General features: G+C 70.6%; 14 protein-coding genes. 7 read left to right on the top strand and 7 right to left on the bottom strand.

The features are described 5' to 3' along the window. Positions 1 to 2 precede the first annotated feature (2 nt). From mmsB to chvE, 3 genes are all read right to left on the bottom strand, one after another. Positions 3 to 1,184: a multiple monosaccharide ABC transporter permease gene (gene mmsB, locus H7A73_RS03885; RefSeq protein ID WP_027466160.1), complete on the bottom strand. Its 1,182-nt coding sequence runs from the start codon at positions 1,182 to 1,184 to the stop codon at positions 3 to 5. Continuing rightward, the gene (gene mmsA, locus H7A73_RS03880) at positions 1,171 to 2,724 is read right to left on the bottom strand and encodes a multiple monosaccharide ABC transporter ATP-binding protein (protein ID WP_182064762.1); all 1,554 of its coding nucleotides are present in this window, start codon (positions 2,722 to 2,724) and stop codon (positions 1,171 to 1,173) included. Before mmsA ends, mmsB begins: the two co-directional genes overlap by 14 nt. Positions 2,725 to 2,826: 102 nt before the next feature. Next, positions 2,827 to 3,954, bottom strand: coding sequence for a multiple monosaccharide ABC transporter substrate-binding protein (chvE, locus tag H7A73_RS03875; RefSeq protein ID WP_182064761.1), 1,128 nt, complete (start codon positions 3,952 to 3,954; stop codon positions 2,827 to 2,829). A 179-nt stretch (positions 3,955 to 4,133) separates the two neighbouring features. Here chvE and H7A73_RS03870 point away from each other — a divergent pair, with 179 nt between their 5' ends. Beyond that, on the top strand, positions 4,134 to 5,183 hold the full coding sequence (locus H7A73_RS03870) for a substrate-binding domain-containing protein (protein WP_182064760.1): 1,050 nt from the start codon (positions 4,134 to 4,136) through the stop codon (positions 5,181 to 5,183). A gap of 62 nt (positions 5,184 to 5,245) precedes the next feature. Here H7A73_RS03870 and H7A73_RS03865 read toward each other — a convergent pair whose 3' ends face one another. The 4 genes from H7A73_RS03865 to H7A73_RS03850 form a co-directional block, all read right to left on the bottom strand. Continuing rightward, positions 5,246 to 6,199 (bottom strand): carbohydrate ABC transporter permease, encoded by a 954-nt coding sequence (locus H7A73_RS03865; RefSeq protein WP_027466164.1) that lies wholly within the window; start codon positions 6,197 to 6,199, stop codon positions 5,246 to 5,248. A 4-nt stretch (positions 6,200 to 6,203) separates the two neighbouring features. Further along, the gene (locus tag H7A73_RS03860; protein WP_071247863.1) at positions 6,204 to 7,172 is read right to left on the bottom strand and encodes a carbohydrate ABC transporter permease; all 969 of its coding nucleotides are present in this window, start codon (positions 7,170 to 7,172) and stop codon (positions 6,204 to 6,206) included. 134 nt (positions 7,173 to 7,306) lie between these two features. Continuing rightward, the gene (locus H7A73_RS03855; RefSeq protein ID WP_259362687.1) at positions 7,307 to 8,623 is read right to left on the bottom strand and encodes an ABC transporter substrate-binding protein; all 1,317 of its coding nucleotides are present in this window, start codon (positions 8,621 to 8,623) and stop codon (positions 7,307 to 7,309) included. Next, complete coding sequence (locus tag H7A73_RS03850) at positions 8,620 to 10,605, bottom strand: glycoside hydrolase family 127 protein (protein WP_182064758.1); 1,986 nt, start codon at positions 10,603 to 10,605, stop codon at positions 8,620 to 8,622. The genes H7A73_RS03855 and H7A73_RS03850 overlap by 4 nt, the downstream gene beginning before the upstream one ends. 164 nt (positions 10,606 to 10,769) lie before the next feature. On the opposite strand from H7A73_RS03850, the gene H7A73_RS03845 reads away from it, so the two are divergent. The 6 genes from H7A73_RS03845 (at position 10,770) to H7A73_RS03820 (ending at position 18,606) form a co-directional block, all read left to right on the top strand. Beyond that, positions 10,770 to 11,768 carry a LacI family DNA-binding transcriptional regulator gene (locus H7A73_RS03845; protein WP_182064757.1) on the top strand — a complete coding sequence of 333 codons (999 nt, stop codon included), beginning with the start codon at positions 10,770 to 10,772 and terminating at the stop codon, positions 11,766 to 11,768. A 507-nt stretch (positions 11,769 to 12,275) separates the two neighbouring features. After that, positions 12,276 to 13,979, top strand: a complete 1,704-nt coding sequence (locus H7A73_RS03840) for a xylulokinase (protein WP_182064756.1) — start codon at positions 12,276 to 12,278, stop codon at positions 13,977 to 13,979. Then, positions 13,976 to 14,686 (top strand): L-ribulose-5-phosphate 4-epimerase, encoded by a 711-nt coding sequence (locus tag H7A73_RS03835; RefSeq protein ID WP_182064755.1) that lies wholly within the window; start codon positions 13,976 to 13,978, stop codon positions 14,684 to 14,686. Before H7A73_RS03840 ends, H7A73_RS03835 begins: the two co-directional genes overlap by 4 nt. Beyond that, positions 14,683 to 16,215 (top strand): L-arabinose isomerase, encoded by a 1,533-nt coding sequence (gene araA / locus H7A73_RS03830; RefSeq protein WP_182064754.1) that lies wholly within the window; start codon positions 14,683 to 14,685, stop codon positions 16,213 to 16,215. The genes H7A73_RS03835 and araA overlap by 4 nt, the downstream gene beginning before the upstream one ends. Before the next feature lie 17 nt (positions 16,216 to 16,232). Then, positions 16,233 to 17,507, top strand: coding sequence for a D-arabinono-1,4-lactone oxidase (locus H7A73_RS03825; protein ID WP_182064753.1), 1,275 nt, complete (start codon positions 16,233 to 16,235; stop codon positions 17,505 to 17,507). 94 nt (positions 17,508 to 17,601) lie between these two features. Next, the gene (locus H7A73_RS03820; protein WP_259362684.1) at positions 17,602 to 18,606 is read left to right on the top strand and encodes a hypothetical protein; all 1,005 of its coding nucleotides are present in this window, start codon (positions 17,602 to 17,604) and stop codon (positions 18,604 to 18,606) included. Positions 18,607 to 18,643: the final 37 nt, after the last annotated feature.

Here is an 18,643-nt window from a genome sequence, read left to right as displayed (position 1 = left end):
CGTTACTTGCGCGCGGACGCCGCCCGGCGCTTGTTGAACACGTCGAACGCGACGGCGGCGAGCAGCACCAGACCCTTGATCAGGGACTGGAACTCGGTGCCGACCCCGAGGATCGACATGCCGTTGTTCAGCAGACCGATGATGAGACCACCGACGATGGCGCCCGGCACGGTGCCGATGCCGCCGGTGACGGCCGCGCCACCGATGAACACGGCGGCGATGGCGTCGAGCTCGAAGCCGTTGCCCGCGCCCGGTGCCGCCAGGTTGAGCTGGCCGGTGAAGACCACGCCCGCCAGGGCCGAGATGACACCCATGTTGACGAAGAGCAGGAACGTGACGCGCTTCGTCTTCACACCCGACAGCTGCGCGGCCAGGGCGTTGCCGCCGATCGCGTAGATGTGACGGCCGAACACCGCGCTCCGCATGACGACCGAGTAGATCACCACGAGGGCACCGAGCACGACGAGCACGATCGGGGTGCCGTTGTAGCTGGCGAGCAGGAGCGCCACGTAGATCACGAGCACGGCACCGAACGCCGTCTTCACGATGAACCAGGCGAACGGCTCGCTCTCGAGCTGGTACTTGCGACGCGTGATGCGACCGCGGAACGCCGCGATCACCATGACGGCCGCGGCAGCGAAGCCGAGGATCATCGTGAGCGGCTCGTACCCGGTGGTGCCGAAGGACGGCAGGAAGCCGGAGCCGAGCGAGCGGAAGCCGGCGGGGAACGGCGAGATCTGCTGGTTCTGCAGGACGATCTGGGCCGCGCCGCGGAACGCGAGCATGCCCGCCAGCGTCACGATGAACGCCGGGATCCCGAAGTACGCGATCCAGAAGCCCTGCCACGCGCCGACGAGCGCACCGACCACCAGGCAGAGCACGACCGCGATCGGCCACGGGATGTTCCACTGCGTGATCATCACGCCGGCCATGGCGCCCGTGAAGGCGACCACCGACCCGACCGACAGGTCGATGTGGCCGGCGATGATGACCATGACCATGCCGATGGCCAGGATGAGGATGTAGCTGTTCTGGACGATCAGGTTCGAGACGTTGATCGGGGCCAGCGTGATGCCGTTCGTGGTCACCTGGAAGAAGATGACGATGACGATCAGCGCGATGAACAGGCCGATCTGTCGGAGCTGCCCGGTGAGGTAGCCGACTGCGGACTTAAGCGCGTTCATTGACAGGGGTCTCCCGTTCCTGGGTCATGTACTGCATGAGGACCTCGGGCGTCGCCTCGGCGCGCGGGACGTCGGCCGTGATGGTGCCCTCGGAGAGGGTGTAGATGCGGTCGCAGATGCCGAGCAGTTCGGGGAGCTCGGAGGAGATCACGATGACCGCCTTCCCCTGGTCGGCGAGCTGGTTGATGATCGTGTAGATCTCGTACTTGGCGCCGACGTCGATGCCGCGGGTCGGCTCGTCGAGGATGAGCACGTCCGGGTCGGCGTACATCCACTTCGACAGGACGACCTTCTGCTGGTTCCCGCCGGAGAGCTTCCCCGTCACGACGTCGACGTTCGGCGCCTTGATGTTGAGGCTCTTGAGGAACTGGCTGGCGACCGTGGTCTCCTCCGAGGAGTTCACGAAGCCCCAGTTCGCGAGCTTGCCGAGCGCCGACCCGGAGATGTTCCGCTTGATGTCGTCGATCAGGTTCAGGCCGTAGCGCTTGCGGTCCTCGGTGACGTAGGCGATGCCGTTGTCGATCGCCTGCGAGACGGTGTGCGTCTTGATCGGGGTGCCGCGCTTGTAGACGGTGCCGCTGATGCCGGTGCCGTAGGACTGGCCGAAGACGCTCATCGCGAGTTCCGTGCGCCCGGCGCCCATGAGCCCGGCGATGCCGACGACCTCGCCGGCGCGGACGCTGAGGTTGGCCTGGTGGATGATCTCGCGCGACGAGTCGAGCTGGTGGTGGACGGTCCAGTCCTCGATCCGCAGCAGTTCCTCGCCGATGACGGGGTTCTCGCGCTCGGGGTACCGGTTCGACAGGTCACGGCCGACCATCCCGCGGATGATCCGGTCCTCGGACACGTCGTCGGCCCGCATGTCCAGGGTCTCGATGGTCTTGCCGTCACGGATGATCGTGACCTTGTCCGCGATCGCCTTGATCTCGTTGAGCTTGTGGCTGATGATGATCGCCGTCATGCCCTCGGCCTGCAGCGAGCGGATGAGCTCGAGCAGGTGCGCGGAGTCGTCGTCGTTCAGCGCCGCGGTGGGCTCGTCGAGGATGAGGAGCTTCACCTCCTTCGAGAGCGCCTTCGCGATCTCGACGAGCTGCTGCTTGCCGACACCGAGGTCGACGACCTTGGTGACCGGGTTGTCCTTCAGCCCGACGCGCTTGAGCAGCTCGGCGGCCGTCAGGTTCGTCTTGTTCCAGTCGATGAAGCCGCCCTTGGACTGCTCGTTGCCGAGGAAGATGTTCTCGGCGATCGACAGGAACGGGCTGAGCGCCAACTCCTGGTGGATGATCACGACGCCCGCAGCCTCGGAGTCGTTGATGTCCGCGAACCGCACGGGTTCGCCGTCGAGTAGGATCTCGCCGTCGAAGGAACCGGCCGGGTAGACACCCGACAGCACCTTCATGAGCGTCGACTTGCCCGCGCCGTTCTCGCCGCAGATCGCGTGGACCTGGCCGCGCTCGACCTCGATCGAGACGCCCTGCAGGGCCTTGACGCCGGGGAACGTCTTGGTGATGTCCCGCATCTCGAGGATGGTGTCCGCCATGTGGACGCCTTTCCGTCGTGCGCGCGTGGGCGCGCTGGTGGAGACGGACCGGAGGCGCGGTGCGGGCTGGCACCGCGCCTCCGGTCCGTGAGATGGACCTGACTACTTCAGGTCGGCTTCGGTGTAGTACCCCGAGTCCACGAGGACTTCCTTGTAGTTGTCCTTCGTGACGACCGTCGGCTGGAACAGGAAGGTCGGGACGACCTTGACCTTGTTGTCGTAGCTCTTCGTGTCGTTGACCTCGGGCTCCTTGCCGCTGAGCAGGTCCTCGGCCATGGTGACCGACTGCTTGGCGAGCTTGCGCGTGTCCTTGTAGATCGTCGAGTACTGCTGACCGGCGATGATCGACTTGACCGAGGCGGCCTCGGCGTCCTGGCCGGTGACGGTCGGGAGCGGACGGTCGCTCGTGCCGTACCCGGCGCCCTGCAGCGCCGAGATGATGCCGATCGAGATGCCGTCGTACGGCGAGAGCACGCCGTCGAGCGTGGTGCCGCCCGAGTAGGACTTGGCGACCAGGTTCTGCATGCGGGCCTTGGCCGTGGCCGGGTCCCACTGCTGCGTGGCGGCCTGGGACAGCTCGTCCTGGCCGGACTGGATCTTCAGCGTGCCGTCCTCGAGGTACGGCTTGAGCGTCTTCATGGCGCCGTTGAAGAAGAACCCGGCGTTGTTGTCGTCGAGCGAACCGGCGAAGACCTCGATGTTGAAGGGGCCCTTCTCGCCGGTCTTCTTGCCGTCCGCGTCGAGCACACCCAGGCCGGTGAGCAGGCTGTTCGCCTGGTCGACGCCGACCTTCTCGTTGTCGAAGGACACGTAGTAGTCGACGTTCTTGTTGCCCGTGAGCAGGCGGTCGTACGAGATCACCTTGATGCCGGCCTTGGCGGCGGCGTCGAGCTGGTCGGAGAGCGCGCCACCGTCGATCGACGCGATGATCAGGACCTTCGCGCCCTTGGTGATCATGTTGCTGACCTGCTGGGCCTGCTGCTGGACCTTGTTGTCGCCGTACTCGAGGTCGACCTTGTAGCCGGCCTTCTCGAGGTCGCTCTTGACGGCGTTGCCGTCCTTGATCCACCGCTCGGAGACCTTGGTGGGCATGGCGACGCCGACGAGGGCGCCCTTGTTGTCGCCGCTGCCGCCACCGTCGGTGGATGCACGGCCGCCGGCCGAGCAAGCGGCCAGCGAGATCGCGATGCCGACGGCTGCGACGCCCGCGATGATCCTGCGCTTCATCATCGAAGTACCTCTGTTCCTTTACGTCGTCCTCGACGCCTCGGGTGCCGGGGCTGCTGTGCCCCGCGGGATGCGCTCGTGTGAGCGCTCACATCTTGTGGGTTCCGTGACGGGGTGTCAACTCAGCGTCGCCGTTTCGTGATCTTGCCGCGGTGGCCGGACCGAGCGGTACGGTTGGCGACGTGAGCACCACGACCGCCCCCGAGGGCAGGGGCGGCAAGCGCCGGAAGGCCCCGACGATCTTCGACGTCGCCGAGCGTGCGGGCGTGTCCCACCAGACCGTCTCCCGCGTGATCAACGGCGACCCGACCGTCCGCGAGCAGTACCGATCACAGGTCACCGACGCCGTCACCGAGCTCGGGTACCGGCCCCGCGCCGCCGCCCGCGCCCTCGCCGGAGGGCGGAGCAAGGCCCTCGGCATCATCACCGCCGGCGATGCGCTGTACGGTCCGTCGAGCACCTCGATCGGCTTCGAACGGGCGGCCCGTTCCGCCGGGTACCACGTGCTGCTGTCCACGCTGCCGGAGGAGCCGCGGCCGTCCGACCTGTCCGGCGCACTCACCACGCTGCTCGCGCAGGACGTCGCAGCGATCGTGCTGGTCGCAGCGGACAACCGGGTGCTCGACGCCCTCGCCTCACTCACCGTGCCGGTCACGGTGCCCGTCGTGGTGTCGAACGCCGTGCAGCGCGACGCCGTCCGGACCCCGGTCGCGCCGAGCGTCGCCGCCGTCGCCATCGACCAGGCGGCCGGCACCGCGCTCGTCATGCAGCACCTGTTCGACCGCGGACACCGCCGGATCGTGCACATCGCCGGGCCGCACGTGTCGCAGGAGTCCGAGGTGCGCCGGGCCACCTACCTGCGGATCATGCAGGACGCCGGGCTCGAACCGGTCGTGCTCGAGGGCGACTGGACCCCCGCGAGCGGTTTCGCGGCCGCCCGGCACATCGACGTGACGACGGTCGACGCGGTCTTCGCCGGCAACGACCAGATGGCGCTCGGGGTGCTGCACGCCTTCGCCGACGAGGGGCTGCGGGTGCCCGACGACATCGCCGTGGTGGGGTTCGACGACGTCCCCGAGGCCGCGCACTTCACGCCGCCGCTGACCACCGTGCGGCAGGACTTCCGGGCGATGGGGGAGCGGGTGCTCGACACCGTGCGGGCACTGGTCGAGGGGGAGCCCCGCGACGAGACGCTGCTCGCACCCGAGCTGGTGGTGCGGCGCAGCACGTAGGCCGCACCGGTCGGCGCCCCTCGCACGGTGCGAGGGGCGCCGACGGCGAGCTGACCCGACCGTCAGCCCTTCAACGCCCCGGACGACAGCCCGGCGACGTAGAACCGCTGCAACCCGACGTAGAGCGCGATGCACGGGATCATCGCCACCACCGACCCGGCGACGAGGTTGCCGTAGGACACCTGCCCGTACGCCCCGGTCTGCAGGTTGAGCAGCGCGACCGGCAGCGTGTACAGCGAGTCCTTCGTCAGGAACGTCAGGGCTCCGAGGAACTCCGTCCACGACGCCAGGAACGCGTAGAGCGCCGCGGTCGCCGCCCCGGGCAGGAGCAGCGGGCGGAGCACCGACACGACGACCCGGAAGCGCGAGGCTCCGTCGACGAAGGCCGAGTCCTCGAGCTCGGTGGGGATCGACTCGAACGCGTTGCGCATCACGAACACCCCGAACGGCAGGTTCACGGTCGTGTAGAACAGCACGAGCCCGAGCAGCGAGTTCGTCAGCCCCATGGCGTTCATCTCGAGGTACAGCGGCGTGAGGATGGCCTGGAACGGCACCATCATCGTCAGCAGCACCAGGCCGAACACGAGTCCGGCGCCCCGGAACCGGAAGCGTGCGAACCCGTAGCCCGCCATCGTCGCGATCACCGCGGTCAGCACCGCCGTGGCGATCGACACGATGAGCGAGTTCACGACGCCGGTGAGCAGGTGCGACGACGAGGCGAAGACGGCGGCGAAGTTCTGCCACCCGAGCTGGAAGAACGTCGCCGGGTCCGGGGCCTGCGTGATGACGGCCTCGGACTGGAACGCCCGCAGGATCGACCAGATGAGCGGGACGCCGAACACGAGGGCCGAACCGATGCCGGCGATCGCGTACAGGGTGCGCTTGACGGTGGTGTCGCGCGGGTGCTGGACGCTGCCCTGCTGGTGGCGCCGACGTCGGCCGTCGCCCGTCGTGGTCAGCGTCCTGGTGGACAGGTCCGGCGCCGCGAGGGCCGCACGGGAGGTCGTGGTGCTCATGGCGTCAGTCCTTCTCTCGCAGTGCCCAGAACTGGAACACCGTCACGGCGGCGATCACCACGACGAGGGCGATCGACTGGGCGGTCGCCGCCCCGAGCTGCAGGTTCACGAACCCGCGGTTGTAGATCGCGTTCACGATCGTGGTGGTCTCGGTGCCCGGGCCGCCCTGGGTCAGGATGTAGAACTGGTTGAACGCCAGGAGCGACCCGATCACCGAGATGATGACGCTCAGCGCGACGGTCGAACGGATCATCGGGAACGTGATGAGGCGCTCGGTCTGCCACCAGGACGCCCCCTCGAGCTGCGCCGACTCGTAGACCTCGTCGGGGACGCCCTGCATCGCCGACATGAGCAGCACCATGGTCAGCCCGGACACCGCCCAGACCACGAGCACGCAGATGAGCAGCGTCGCCAACGGACCGTTCACGAGCCACGCGGTGCTGCCGTCGGTGATCCCGAGCCAGCGGAGCACCATGTTGACGGCGCCGGAGTTCGGCTGCGCCTCGAGCACGAGCATGAACGAGAGCGTCGTCAGGCCGACCACGTACGGCAGGAAGAACACCGTCCGCAGGATCGTGCTGCCACGGCGGCGTGCGCGGACGAGCACCGCGAGGAAGTACCCGAGCGCCAGGATCGGCAGGGTCACGATCGCCGTGTACAGCAGCGTGTAGCCGATCGCGTGCACGAACGTCGGGTCCTGGAACAGCGTCAGGTAGTTCTGCAGCCCGATGAACCGGTACGGGCCGATCAGGGGCCAGTTCGTGAACGAGATGTAGAGCGCGAACACGAGCGGGACGAGCACGAAGACGGCGACGAACAGGATCGCCGGGGCGACGAGGACGGCGCCGGTGCGCGGCGGGTGGGTGAGCGAGTTGCGGGTCCGGACGGAACCGCCGCGCCCCGGGCCGCGGCCCACGGTGGGGCGGCCCGGGCCGGTCCGACCGGCGGGGCGCCGGGTGGAGATGGTCGACATGCGTGCACCTCTCTGTGCATCAACAAGAGCGAGACGAGCGAGACGAGCGAGACGAGCGAGACGAGCGAGACGAGCGAGACGAGCGGGACGAGTCAGAGCCCGAGACGGGCGACAGACGAGCGGAGCAGGCCGGCTCAGGCCTGCACCTGGTCGAGGATCCGCTGGTAGTCGGACTGCGCCGTCCGCATGGCGGCAGCGCTCCCCGACCCGAACACGGCCTGGCGGAACATCGTGAAGTACGGCGACGACGGCTGGTTGTTGAGCAGGTTGTACGCCAGAGTCTGCGGTGCGTAGCCCTTCTCGATCGCGTCGAGGGGCCCGTACGCCAGCGGGAACCGCTTGCGGTACTCCGGGGTGGCGGCGTCGGACCGCGTCGGGAAGTACCCGCCGTCCGGCAGCGCCTGCTGCTGCTGGAGGCCGTTCGCGTACTGCATGAACGCCCATCCGCCGGACGGGTTCGCTGCTCCGTTCGGGATGCACATGTTGTCGCCGCCGTCGAAGAACGACCGCTGGCCGTCCCACGACGGGATGAGCACCGTCTGCATCTTCGCCCGCATCGCCTTGGTGGCCGCGGGCACGGTCGCTCCGTACGAGGTCGGGAAGATCCCCACCTTGCCGGCTCGGAAGTCGGCGCCCCACGTGGTGCCCGCGTCGGAGTACGTCGCCTTCGACAGCACGCCGTCCTTCCACAGCTGCCGGTAGAACTCGAGCATGCGTTCGAGGGCCTCGTTGCCGGTGATGTTCGCCCGCTGGGATCCCACCTCGCCGGTCATCATGTCGACTCCGGTCGCCCAGACGTGCGGCTGCGTGACGAAGCCGATGATGCCGGCGGCGTTGCCGGAGATCGACCAGCCGTACACGTCGTCGTCGAGCTTGCGGATGGCCTTCGCCGCGTCGAGCAGCGTGGACAGGTCCTTCGTCGACTCCTCGACGTCGAGGCCCGCGCGCTCGAACAGCTCGGTGTTCACGAACAGCTGCGAGTTGTCGGCCAGGTAGGGCAGGCCGTAGTACCGGTCGCGGTACTCGAGCAGCCGCAGGTGGCCGGGTGAGATCGCGTCGAAGTAGTCGAGTCCCTGCACGACGTCGGTGAGGTCCGCGAACGCCTCTCGGAAGATGAACAGCTGCGAGTTGATGTCGTCGATGTCGACGACGTCCGGCGGCTCACCCCCACGGATCGCGGTCGCCAGCTTGGTCACGTACTGCGCGTCCGGCACGGGCGTCAGCTGGACCTGCAGCTCCGGGTTCGCCTTGTTGAACCCGGCGACAGCGGACGTCAGGCCGGCCTGGGTCGCCGACCGGCACCACACCTGCACGGTGCCGGTCGCGTCCTTCCCGAAGCTCGCGGGCTTCGCGACGACCTTCGGCAGGGTGCCGGAGCACCCGGCCAGGGCGAGGGCGGCTCCGCCGGCGACGCCGCCGACGAGGAACGCACGGCGGTCCACGCCGGTCACCGCGCCAGCGGGAGCCAGACGCGCATCGGCGCGGCTCCCCGGTTGGCCCACGCGTAGTACGGGACCGCGGTCGCGGTGACGTCGCGACCGGCCTGGAGGCCCGTGGTGGCGCCCTGCGGACCAGCCACGTCGTCGACGCTGGTCGCGTCGCGGGCCGTGTTCGCGCCTCCCGGACCGTCCAGCCGCCGGTACGGCCAGGCCGGCTGCACGTGCTCGGCCGGGGCGTGCCCCGGGATCCGCAGCGTGACGACGCCGTCGAGCAGGTCGTCGCGGCGCTCCTCGGTGATCGGCGCGTCCGCGTCGACCGTCAGGTCGTCGACCGTGAAGCCCTGCTGGTCCGCCTGCTCGACCGCGTACACGAGCGGGCCGCGCTCGATCGCGACCTGCCCACGGGCGGCGTCGATGCGGGCGTCGGCGACGTAGCGGTGCGGCGTCGTGTCGAAGAGGAGCTCGACCGTGTCGCCCGCCGACCACTCGCGGTCGACGACGTGCAGCGTGCCCGCCGCAGGGTTCGCGGACCCGTCCGGACCCGTGACGGTCGTGGTGTCCGACCAGGCCGGGATCCGCAGACCCAGGGCGAGCGGGCCGTCCTCGGTGACCGTCACGCGGACGCGGCCGTCGTGCGGGTAGTCGGTCTCGACCCGTACCGGGCCGAGGTCGGCGGTGGCGTACTGGTGGACCTGCAGCCCGCCGTCGGTCGCGGTGGCCAGGTACCCGTCGAGGCTCGCGAACGTCCGCATGATGTTCGGCGGGCAGCAGGCGCAGTCGAACCAGCCGCGGCGGCCGTGCGCGGGCGAGCGGTTCTCGTCCTGGTGCGCGTGGTCACGCTGCTGCAGCGGGTTGACGTAGAAGTACTCGGTGCCGGCCAGGCTGACGCCCGCGAGGAACGCGTTGTAGAGCAGGCGCTCGATCGCGTCGGCGTAGACCGGCTTGCCGGTGGCGAGCAGCAGGCGCCAGGCCCACTGCACCCCGCCGATGGCCGCACAGGTCTCGGCGTAGCCGCGGTCGGTCGGCAGCTCGTACGGGTCGCCGAACGCCTCCCAGTCCCACCGGGCCCCGAGGCCGCCGGTGATGAAGGCCTTCGTCGCCATCATGTCCGCGAACTGCGTCTCGCTCGCGGCCAGGAGCTCGGCGTCACCGGTCTCGATCGCGACGTCCACGGCACCCGCGGCCAGGTACACGGCTCGGACGGCGTGGCCCTCGACGGTCGTGGCCTGCCGGCTCGGCACCCGGTCGGAGAAGTACGTCGGTTCGCCGCCGGCGCGTTCGATGATGCCGTGCCCGCGGGCGTCGACGAACCAGTGCGCCAGGTCGAGGTAGTCACGGTTGCCGGTCTCGCGGTACAGCTCGACGAGCCCCATCTCGACGACGGGGTGGCCGTCGACGTCCTGGACGTGGTCGTCGCCCGGGCCGAACGTGCGCACCAGGTGGTCGGCGTTCTTGATCGCGACGTCGAGCAGCCCGGTGTCGCCCGTCGCACGGTGCTGGGCCACGGCCGCCTGGTAAAGGTGCCCGGCGCAGTACATCTCGTGGCTCCACTTGAGGTCCGTGTACCGCTCGCCCTCGCCGCGGACCTGCTGCACGGAGTCCAGGTACCCGTCGTCCGCCTGCGCCTGCGCGTACAGGGCGGTGACCTCGCGCTGCAGGTCGAGCAGGTCCTCGGCGGGGGCGCGGCCGTACTCCCACGCCACGGCTTCGAGCCACTTCGTCACATCGGAGTCCATGAAGATCGGGCCGACGGCCTCGCCCTCCTCGAGTCCGGCGGCGATGCGGAGGTTGCGGAAGTTGCCGGCCGTCTCCAGCTGCTGGTAGCCGCTGCGGACGGCGTCGCGGCCGTTGCGCTCCTGGCGGAGCGCCCAGAAGCCGCCGGTGATCCGGGCGTCGCCGGTCGGCAGCGGCCGGAGCGTGAGGTGCGCGTCGGCGGTCGGGAGGACCGGGGTCGCGGTGTGCGCGCCGCGATCGGTCGCGAGCGTGGTGGTCATGTCGCCTCCTTGCGATGTGACTGGCACCGTTCGGATGGGTTCGGCCATCCGGAAAACGGTTTCTGCGGGGGACGTTACGACACGGGGTGGACATCGCGCAAGGGCCTCGCCGCGGTTTTGTGTAAGGTCATCGGCACACACTGATCATCGGAAAGGTGGTTGCCGTGACGCTCGAACGAACCGGACAACCGATCCGGATCACCGACGTGGCGGCGCTCGCCGGGGTGTCGATCGGCACCGCGTCGAAGGCGCTGAACGGCACCGGGCAGCTGCGGGACGCCACCCGGCTGCGCGTGAAGGACGCCGCCGAGAAGCTCGGGTTCGTCGGCGATGCCCGAGCCCGCGCGCTGTCGTCGGGCCGGACCTACACCGTCGGCATGATCACCACCGACTCGTTCGGCCGGTTCTCGATCCCGGTGCTGCTCGGCGCCGAGGACGCCCTGTCCGCGGGACGGATGGCCGTCCTGCTGTGCGACACCCGCGACGACCACGTGCGCGAGGCCCACTACCTGCGCTCCCTGGCGGCCCGCGGCGTCGACGGCATCATCGTCACCGGCCGATCCGCCGACGCCCGGCCCCCGATCGACGTGTCCATCCCCGTCGTCTACGCCTTCACGCCCTCGACCGACGACGCCGATGTGTCGATCACCCTCGACGACGCCGCCGGGTCGGCACTCGTCGCCTCGCACGTGCGCTCGCTCGGGCGGCAGCGGGTCGCGATCGTGACGGGGCCGGCCCGACACCGGTCCGCGGCGCGACGGGTGGCTGGTGCCTCGTCGGTCCTCGGGTCGCACCTGGTCACCGACCCGCTGTACGGCGAGTGGTCGGAGCGCTGGGGGCGGCAGGCCGTGGACGTGCTGGCTCGGGAGTCGCCCGACGTCGACGCGATCGTCTGCGGCAGCGACCAGATCGCCCGGGGCGTGTGCGACCGGCTGCGGGAGCTCGGGCGTTCGGTGCCCGGCGACGTCGCGGTCACCGGGTTCGACGACTGGGACGTGATGGCGCTCGCCTCGAGGCCGCCGCTGACCACCGTGGACCTGCGGCTCGAGGAGCTCGGACGCGTCGCGGGGCAGGCGCTCCTCGCCCTGATCGACGGCGGGACGGCGTCGTCGGCGGCCGTGACCCCGTCGCTCGTCATCCGCGAGAGCACCGTCGGCGCGTAGGGCGGTCACGACACCCCGTCCGCCGTGGTCGAGTGGTCACGAGTCGTCGTTCGGCGCGCCTCCAGCCGACAGTTCGTGACCCCGCGGTGAGGAGGCAGCGGGGTGTCGTGACCTTCCCGGGCACTGCCGCTCGGGGTGTCGCGGGTTCGGCGGGCCGCTGGTCAGGACCCGCGCGGATGTGGGGTGGCGAGTGGTCGGGGCTCGCGCGGGTGCGAGGCTGCGGTGGTCGCACGTCGTCGTCGCCCTCGTGCGTCACTCGGTCACGACCCGTCGTGCGTGCGACGTCGAGTGGTCAGGAACGGTCGGCTGTGGATGCGCCGGACGACGGTCCGTGACCGGTCGGGGCAGCTGAGCGGGGTGTTCCGACCGCTGGGGGAGCCGGGCGGACGAGTGGGACGGGCGGGACGGGCGGGCAGGACGGGCGGCGCGCCGCAGCGTTGCACGAGTGAGCGCTCACGTGCCAGGATGTGAGCGCTCACTGAGGACGACGAGGTTCTGGAGGAACGCATGGGCGACGACCGCCGACAGCGGATCGTGGACGGCCGCACCACACTCGGGATCGAGCTCGGCTCCACCCGCATCAAGGCCTGCCTGGTGGACGAGGACCTCGTGCCCATCGCGGCGGGTTCCCACGAGTGGGAGAACGAGTACGTCGACGGGCGCTGGACCTACTCGCTCGATGCCGTCGAGACCGGACTGCGCGCCGCGTACGCAGCCCTGGTGGCCGACGTCGAGGCGCAGTACGGCGTCGCCCCGAGCAGCTACCGCGCGGTCGGCGTGAGCGCGATGATGCACGGCTACCTGGCGTTCGACGCCGAGGGCGAGCTGCTCGTGCCGTTCCGCACCTGGCGCAACACCTCCACCGGCCCCGCGGCCGAACGGCTCAGCGAGGCCCTCGGGTTCAACATCCCGCTGCGCTGGTCGATCGCGCACCTGTACCAGGCGGTCCTCGACGACGAGCCGCACGTGCCGTCGATCGCCGGCGTCACGACCCTGGCCGGCTACGTGCACCGCCGCCTGACCGGCCGGAACGTGCTGGGCGTCGGCGACGCGAGCGGCATGTTCCCGATCGAGGGCGGCCCCGTCGACAGCGGCCCCGGCGACCCGGGCACCAAGGACTTCGACCACGCCATGCTCGCCACCGCCCAGGACCTGATCGGCCTGCCGGACCTGCGGTCCCTGCTGCCCGAGGTCCTCGTCGCCGGTGCCGAAGCCGGCGAGCTGACCCCCGAGGGCGCGGCCTGGCTCGACCCGACCGGCACGCTCGAACCCGGTGCACCGCTCTGCCCGCCCGAGGGCGACGCCGGCACCGGCATGGTCGCGACGAACGCCGTCGCCCCGCGCACCGGCAACGTGAGCGTCGGCACCAGCATCTTCGCGATGGTCGTGCTCGAGCAGCCGCTGACCACCGCGCACGAGGAACTCGACGTCGTCACCACCCCGGCCGGCGACGCCGTGGCGATGGTGCACTGCAACAACGGCGCGAGCGAGATCGCGAGCTGGGCCCGGGTGTTCGGACGCTTCGCCGAGGCCTCGAGCGAGCGGACCGGTGCGACCCCGATCGGCACCGACGACGTCTACGCAACGCTGCTCGCCGAGGCCGTCGCCGACGACACCGACCCGGACGCCGGCGGTCTGCTCTCCTTCAACTACCTGGCCGGCGAACCCGTCACCCACGTCGAGGACGGCCGGCCGCTGCTGCTCCGCGCCCCCGGTGCACGCTTCACGCTCGGCAACCTGGTGCGCTCCGAGGTGCACGGGGCCTTCGCGACCCTGGCCATCGGCATGGACGTCCTGCACGGCGAACAGGTGCAGGTCGACCGGATGACCGCGCACGGTGGGCTCTTCCGCACGCCGGGTGCCCCGCAGCGGCTCCTCGCGGCGGCCCTGCGGGTACCGATCGCGCTCGAGGAGACCGCGGGCGAGGGCGGCGCGTGGGGGATCGCGGTACTGGCGGCCTACCTCGAGCACACCGACCAGCAGCTCGCCGACTACCTGTCCGACACCGTGTTCGGCGGGGACGCCGTGCACGTGGCCGAACCCGAGCCGGCGGACGTCGCCGGGTTCCAGACGTACCTGGACCGCTACCGGTCCGCACTGCCCGTGCAGGACGTCGCCGCGGCGGCGACCCGCCCCAGCGCGGCCACAGGACCGACCGGAGAGACCGACGGCGCCGACCCGCGCCTCCAGACAGAGGAAGTGACCCGATGACGGACGCGATCGACGAGACCACGCGACAGGCCGTCGCCGCGACGCGGGAGCGCGTCGCCCGCCTGCACGGCGAACTCGTCCGCTACGGCCTGGTGATCTGGACCGGCGGCAACGTCTCCGAGCGCGTGCCCGGCACGGACCTGTTCGTCATCAAGCCGAGCGGAGTGTCGAGCGACGACCTGACGCCGGAGAACCAGGTCGTCTGCACCCTCGACGGTGTGCCGGCCGAGGGCTGGGGCAACGAGCACGGCCCGTCCAGCGACACCGCCGCGCACGCCTACGTGTACCGGAACATGCCCGAGGTCGGCGGCGTCGTGCACACCCACTCGACCTACGCGACGGCCTGGGCCGCCCGGGCCGAGGCGATCCCGTGCGTGATCACGGCGATGGCGGACGAGTTCGGCGGACCCATCCCGGTCGGCCCGTTCGCGATCATCGGCGACGACTCGATCGGCCACGGCATCGTCGACACCCTGAGCGGGCACCGCAGCCGTGCCGTGCTGATGCAGAACCACGGCGTCTTCACGATCGGCAAGGACGCGAAGGACGCCGTCAAGGCGGCCGTGATGTGCGAGGACGTCGCCCGCACGGTGCACATCGCGAAGCAGGGCGGCGAGCTCGTCCCGATCGCCCCGGAGAACATCGATCGACTCTTCGATCGCTACCAGAACGTCTACGGACAGAACCCCGAAGGAGCCATGCGATGACGCAGGACACCACCGTCGACCCCCAGGCCACGCTCGACAGCTACGAGGTCTGGTTCCTCACCGGCTCCCAGGGTCTGTACGGCGAGGAGACCCTGCGCCAGGTCGAGGAGCAGAGCAAGGCCGTCCACGCGGAACTCGCGGGGTACCTGCCGGTCAAGCTGGTCTGGAAGCCCGTGCTCAAGGACGCCGACGGCATCCGCCGGGCCCTCATCGAGGCGAGCGCCGACGACAAGGTCATCGGCGTCACGACGTGGATGCACACGTTCAGCCCGGCCAAGATGTGGATCGGCGGCCTGCAGGCGCTGACCAAGCCGCTGCTGCACCTGCACACGCAGGCGAACGTCACGCTGCCCTGGGCGGACATCGACTTCGACTTCATGAACCTCAACCAGGCCGCGCACGGCGACCGGGAGTTCGGCTACGCCCTCGCTCGCCTCGGCGTCCGGCACGCCACGGCCGTCGGCCATGTCTCGGACCCCCGCGTCCAGCAGCGCGTCGCGAACTGGACCCGTGCCGCCGCCGGCGCCGCGGCCGTCCGCGAGCTGAAGCTGACCCGCTTCGGCGACAACATGCGCTACGTCGCCGTCACCGAGGGCGACAAGACCGAGGCCGAGATCGAGCTCGGCGTGCAGGTCAACACGTGGGCCGTCAACGAGCTCGCGGCAGCGGTGGACGCCGCAGCAGCGGACACGGCAGCGGTCGACGCGCTCGTGGCGACGTACGAACGCGACTACGACGTGGACCCGTCACTCCGCAGCGCCGGCGAACGGCACGCCGCGCTCCGCGACGGTGCCGCCATCGAGATCGGCCTCCGCACCCTGCTCGCGCAGAACGGCAGCGCCGCGTTCACCACGAACTTCGAGGACCTCGGCTCGCTCAAGCAGCTGCCGGGCCTGGCGGTGCAGCGCCTGATGGCCGACGGCTACGGCTTCGGTGCCGAGGGTGACTGGAAGACGGCGGTCCTGGTCCGCGCGATGAACGTCGCCGGTGCCGGCCTGCCCGGTGGTGCCTCCCTGATGGAGGACTACACCTACGACCTCACCCCGGGCGCCGAGAAGATCCTCGGGGCGCACATGCTCGAGGTCTCGCCGACGCTCACCACCACGAAGCCGACGCTCGAGATCCACCCGCTCGGCATCGGTGGCAAGGACGACCCGGTGCGCCTGGTCTTCACCGCCGACTCCGGCGAGGCCGTCGTCGTCGCGCTGTCCGACACCCGCGACGGCTTCCGCCTCACCGCGAACGTCGTCGACGTCGTGCCCCCGACCGAGGCCCTGCCGAAGCTGCCCGTGGGCCGCGCGGTCTGGGAGCCCCGGCCGTCGTTCCCCGTCGCCGCCGAGGCCTGGCTCACCGCCGGTGCCGCGCACCACACCGTGATGACGACGGCGGTCGGCCTGCAGGTCGTCGAGGACTTCGCGACCATGGTCGGCACCGAGTTCCTGGTCATCGACGAGCACACCACCGCCCGCGGGTTCCGCGACGAGCTGCGTCTCCAGCAGACGTGGCACCGTCTCGACCGCGGCTTCTAGAGGAGTCAGGACCCACGATGGACGACGTGATCGCGGCCGAGCGCACCCGCACCAACTGGGCGGGCAACGTCACCTACCGTGCCTCGGCGCTGGCCCGGCCGACGTCGATGGACGAGCTCCAGCAGCTCGTCGCATCGACGCCGCGCCTGACGGCGCTCGGCTCGCGACACTCGTTCAACACCATCGCCGACACCGACGCCGTCCAGGTGTCGCTGTCGGACCTGCCGCCCGTGCTCGACATCGACACGTCGCGTCGCGTCGTGCGCGTCGCCGCCGGCATGACGCACAGCCAGGTCGCGGCCGGTCTGGAGGCCCGTGGCTGGGCGCTCGGGAACCTCGCGTCCCTGCCGCACATCTCCACGGCCGGGGCCGTCGCCACGGGCACGCACGGCTCCGGCGTGCGGAACCCGTCGCTCGCGCAGGCGGTGGTCGGCCTCGACGTCGTCCGCGCCTCCGGGGAGCTCGCGCACGTCGACGCCTCGTCGCCCGACGGGCTGCTCGACGCCCACCGGGTGGGGATCGGCGCGCTCGGCGTCGTCACCGCGGTGGAGCTCGCGGTCGAGCCGACGTTCCAGGTCGCCACGACGGTGCACCTCGACCTGCCGTGGGACGCGGTTGCCGCGCAGTTCGACCAGGTGATGTCCGATGCGTACTCGGTGTCGATGTTCACCTCCTTCGACGACCGCGGTGCCCGGCAGGTCTGGGTCAAGCACCGCGTCGACGAGGCCGCACCGACCGTCGACCTCGTCGCCCTCGGTGCCCGGGTCGCCTCGGGACCGGTGCACCCGGGCGACAACGACCCGGCCGGAGTCACCGAGCAGGGCGGCGTGCCGGGGCCCTGGTCCGAGCGGCTGCCGCACTTCCGGTCCTCGTTCACCCCGTCGACCGGGGCCGAGATCCAGGCGGAGTACCTGATCCCCGCAGCCTCGGCGGTGGAGGCGCTCGAGGCGCTCCGGCCGCTGGCGTCGCTGTTCGCCCCGATCCTCATCGCCGCCGAGGTCCGCACCATCGCGGCCGACACCGCCTGGCTCGCACCCTCGGCCGGCCGGCAGTCGGTCGGCCTGCACTTCACGTTCCGCCGGGACGCCGCCGCGGTGGCCACCGCCGTCGAGCGGATCGAGGAGGTGCTCGCACCGTTCGACCCGAGGCCGCACTGGGGCAAGGTGTCCGCCGCGAGTGCCGAGCGGTTGCACGAGGCGTACCCGCGGCTGTCCGACTTCGCCGCACTCGCCCGTGACCTCGACCCCACGGGGCGGTTCCGCAACGCGTTCCTCGCGCGCATCCTGTCCTGAGCCGCGCCGGTTCCCAGGGGATCGGGATGCGTTGTCCGGGTGTCGCACCGGAGCAGCGCCGGGCGTTCACATGTGAGGACGCAAAGGTCGGGGCATGGCGAACCTCAACCGCATCATCGGCATGGCCTCCAAGGTCATCGACAAGCAGCTCCAGAAGCGTGGGCAGGGGGGAACCGCGCCGGGCGCCGGACCGCAGCAGGGCGGAACCGACTGGCGCGGCATCGTGCGCAGCGCTGCGGACAAGCTGACCGGCGACGACCGGAACCAGCAGCAGGCGCAGCAGTACGGCCAGCCACAGCAGTACGGCCAGCCGCAGCAGTACGGCCAGCCACAGCAGTACGGCCAGCCACAGCAGTACGGCCAGCAGCCGCAGCAGCACGCTCGCACGCCGCAGCACGGGGCCGACGCCGACAAGGTCGCCCTGGCGAAGTACGACTACCTGCTCCGCACCTCGTCGCCGGAGCAGCTCGAGCAGGTCCACCACGACGCCTTCGCGCGGCTCACCCCCGCGCAGCGCCAGCAGGTCCGCGACCGCCTGAACTCCGAGCTCCCGCCCCATGAGCACCTGCGCGACGACTCGGCGGGCGGCATGGCCCGTGCGATGACCCGCGGGGAGATTTCGCGACCGGGTCTGGTCCGACGGGTCCTCGGCGGTTCCGGCGGCAACGGCAACGGCAACGGCAACGGCAACGGCAACGGCAACGGCAACCGCAACCGCAACCGCAACGGCAACGGTAACGGCAACGGCCGCAGCCGCGCCGGGGCCTTCGCCGGTGGTGCGGCGGTCGGCGCCGGCGCGATGGCGTTCGGTGGCCTCGCCGCCGCGGTGGCTGGGGGAGCGGTGCTGAGTGCCGCCGCAGGGCCGGTGCTGGCAGGGGCCGCCGACCTCGGCGTCGACTTCGAGGGGATCGCCTCGGGCATCGGCGACCTCGGGCTCGGTGACCTGGGCGGTGGCGTCGAGGGAGTGCTCGGCGAGGGCGAGCAGCTCCTCGGCGGGTTCGGCGAGCAGGCCGCGGGCCTGGGGGAGCAGGCGTCCGGTCTCGGCGAGCAGGCGTCGAACCTCGGCAACGACTTCCTCGGCGGGCTCTTCGACCGCTGACGCACTGCTGTGCGAACGCATCGGGAATAGCGGGTCG

The sequence above is a fragment of the Curtobacterium sp. ME12 genome (assembly GCF_903970855.1).
Taxonomy (GTDB): Bacteria; Actinomycetota; Actinomycetes; order Actinomycetales; family Microbacteriaceae; genus Curtobacterium; species Curtobacterium poinsettiae_A.
Note: the sequence above shows the minus strand (reverse complement) of the source record. Positions and strands in the feature narration are given on the sequence as shown.

Excerpts from the sequence above, each read along its gene's own strand:
- araA (WP_182064754.1), top strand. The coding sequence starts at position 14,683 with ATGACGCAGGACACCACCGTCGACCCCCAGGCCACGCTCGACAGCTAC.
- mmsA (WP_182064762.1), bottom strand. The coding sequence starts at position 2,724 with ATGGCGGACACCATCCTCGAGATGCGGGACATCACCAAGACGTTCCCC.
- H7A73_RS03820 (WP_259362684.1), top strand. The coding sequence starts at position 17,602 with ATGGCGAACCTCAACCGCATCATCGGCATGGCCTCCAAGGTCATCGAC.
- H7A73_RS03825 (WP_182064753.1), top strand. The coding sequence starts at position 16,233 with ATGGACGACGTGATCGCGGCCGAGCGCACCCGCACCAACTGGGCGGGC.
- H7A73_RS03850 (WP_182064758.1), bottom strand. The coding sequence starts at position 10,605 with ATGACCACCACGCTCGCGACCGATCGCGGCGCGCACACCGCGACCCCG.
- H7A73_RS03835 (WP_182064755.1), top strand. The coding sequence starts at position 13,976 with ATGACGGACGCGATCGACGAGACCACGCGACAGGCCGTCGCCGCGACG.
- mmsB (WP_027466160.1), bottom strand. The coding sequence starts at position 1,184 with ATGAACGCGCTTAAGTCCGCAGTCGGCTACCTCACCGGGCAGCTCCGA.
- H7A73_RS03840 (WP_182064756.1), top strand. The coding sequence starts at position 12,276 with ATGGGCGACGACCGCCGACAGCGGATCGTGGACGGCCGCACCACACTC.
- H7A73_RS03860 (WP_071247863.1), bottom strand. The coding sequence starts at position 7,172 with ATGTCGACCATCTCCACCCGGCGCCCCGCCGGTCGGACCGGCCCGGGC.
- H7A73_RS03865 (WP_027466164.1), bottom strand. The coding sequence starts at position 6,199 with ATGAGCACCACGACCTCCCGTGCGGCCCTCGCGGCGCCGGACCTGTCC.
- chvE (WP_182064761.1), bottom strand. The coding sequence starts at position 3,954 with ATGATGAAGCGCAGGATCATCGCGGGCGTCGCAGCCGTCGGCATCGCG.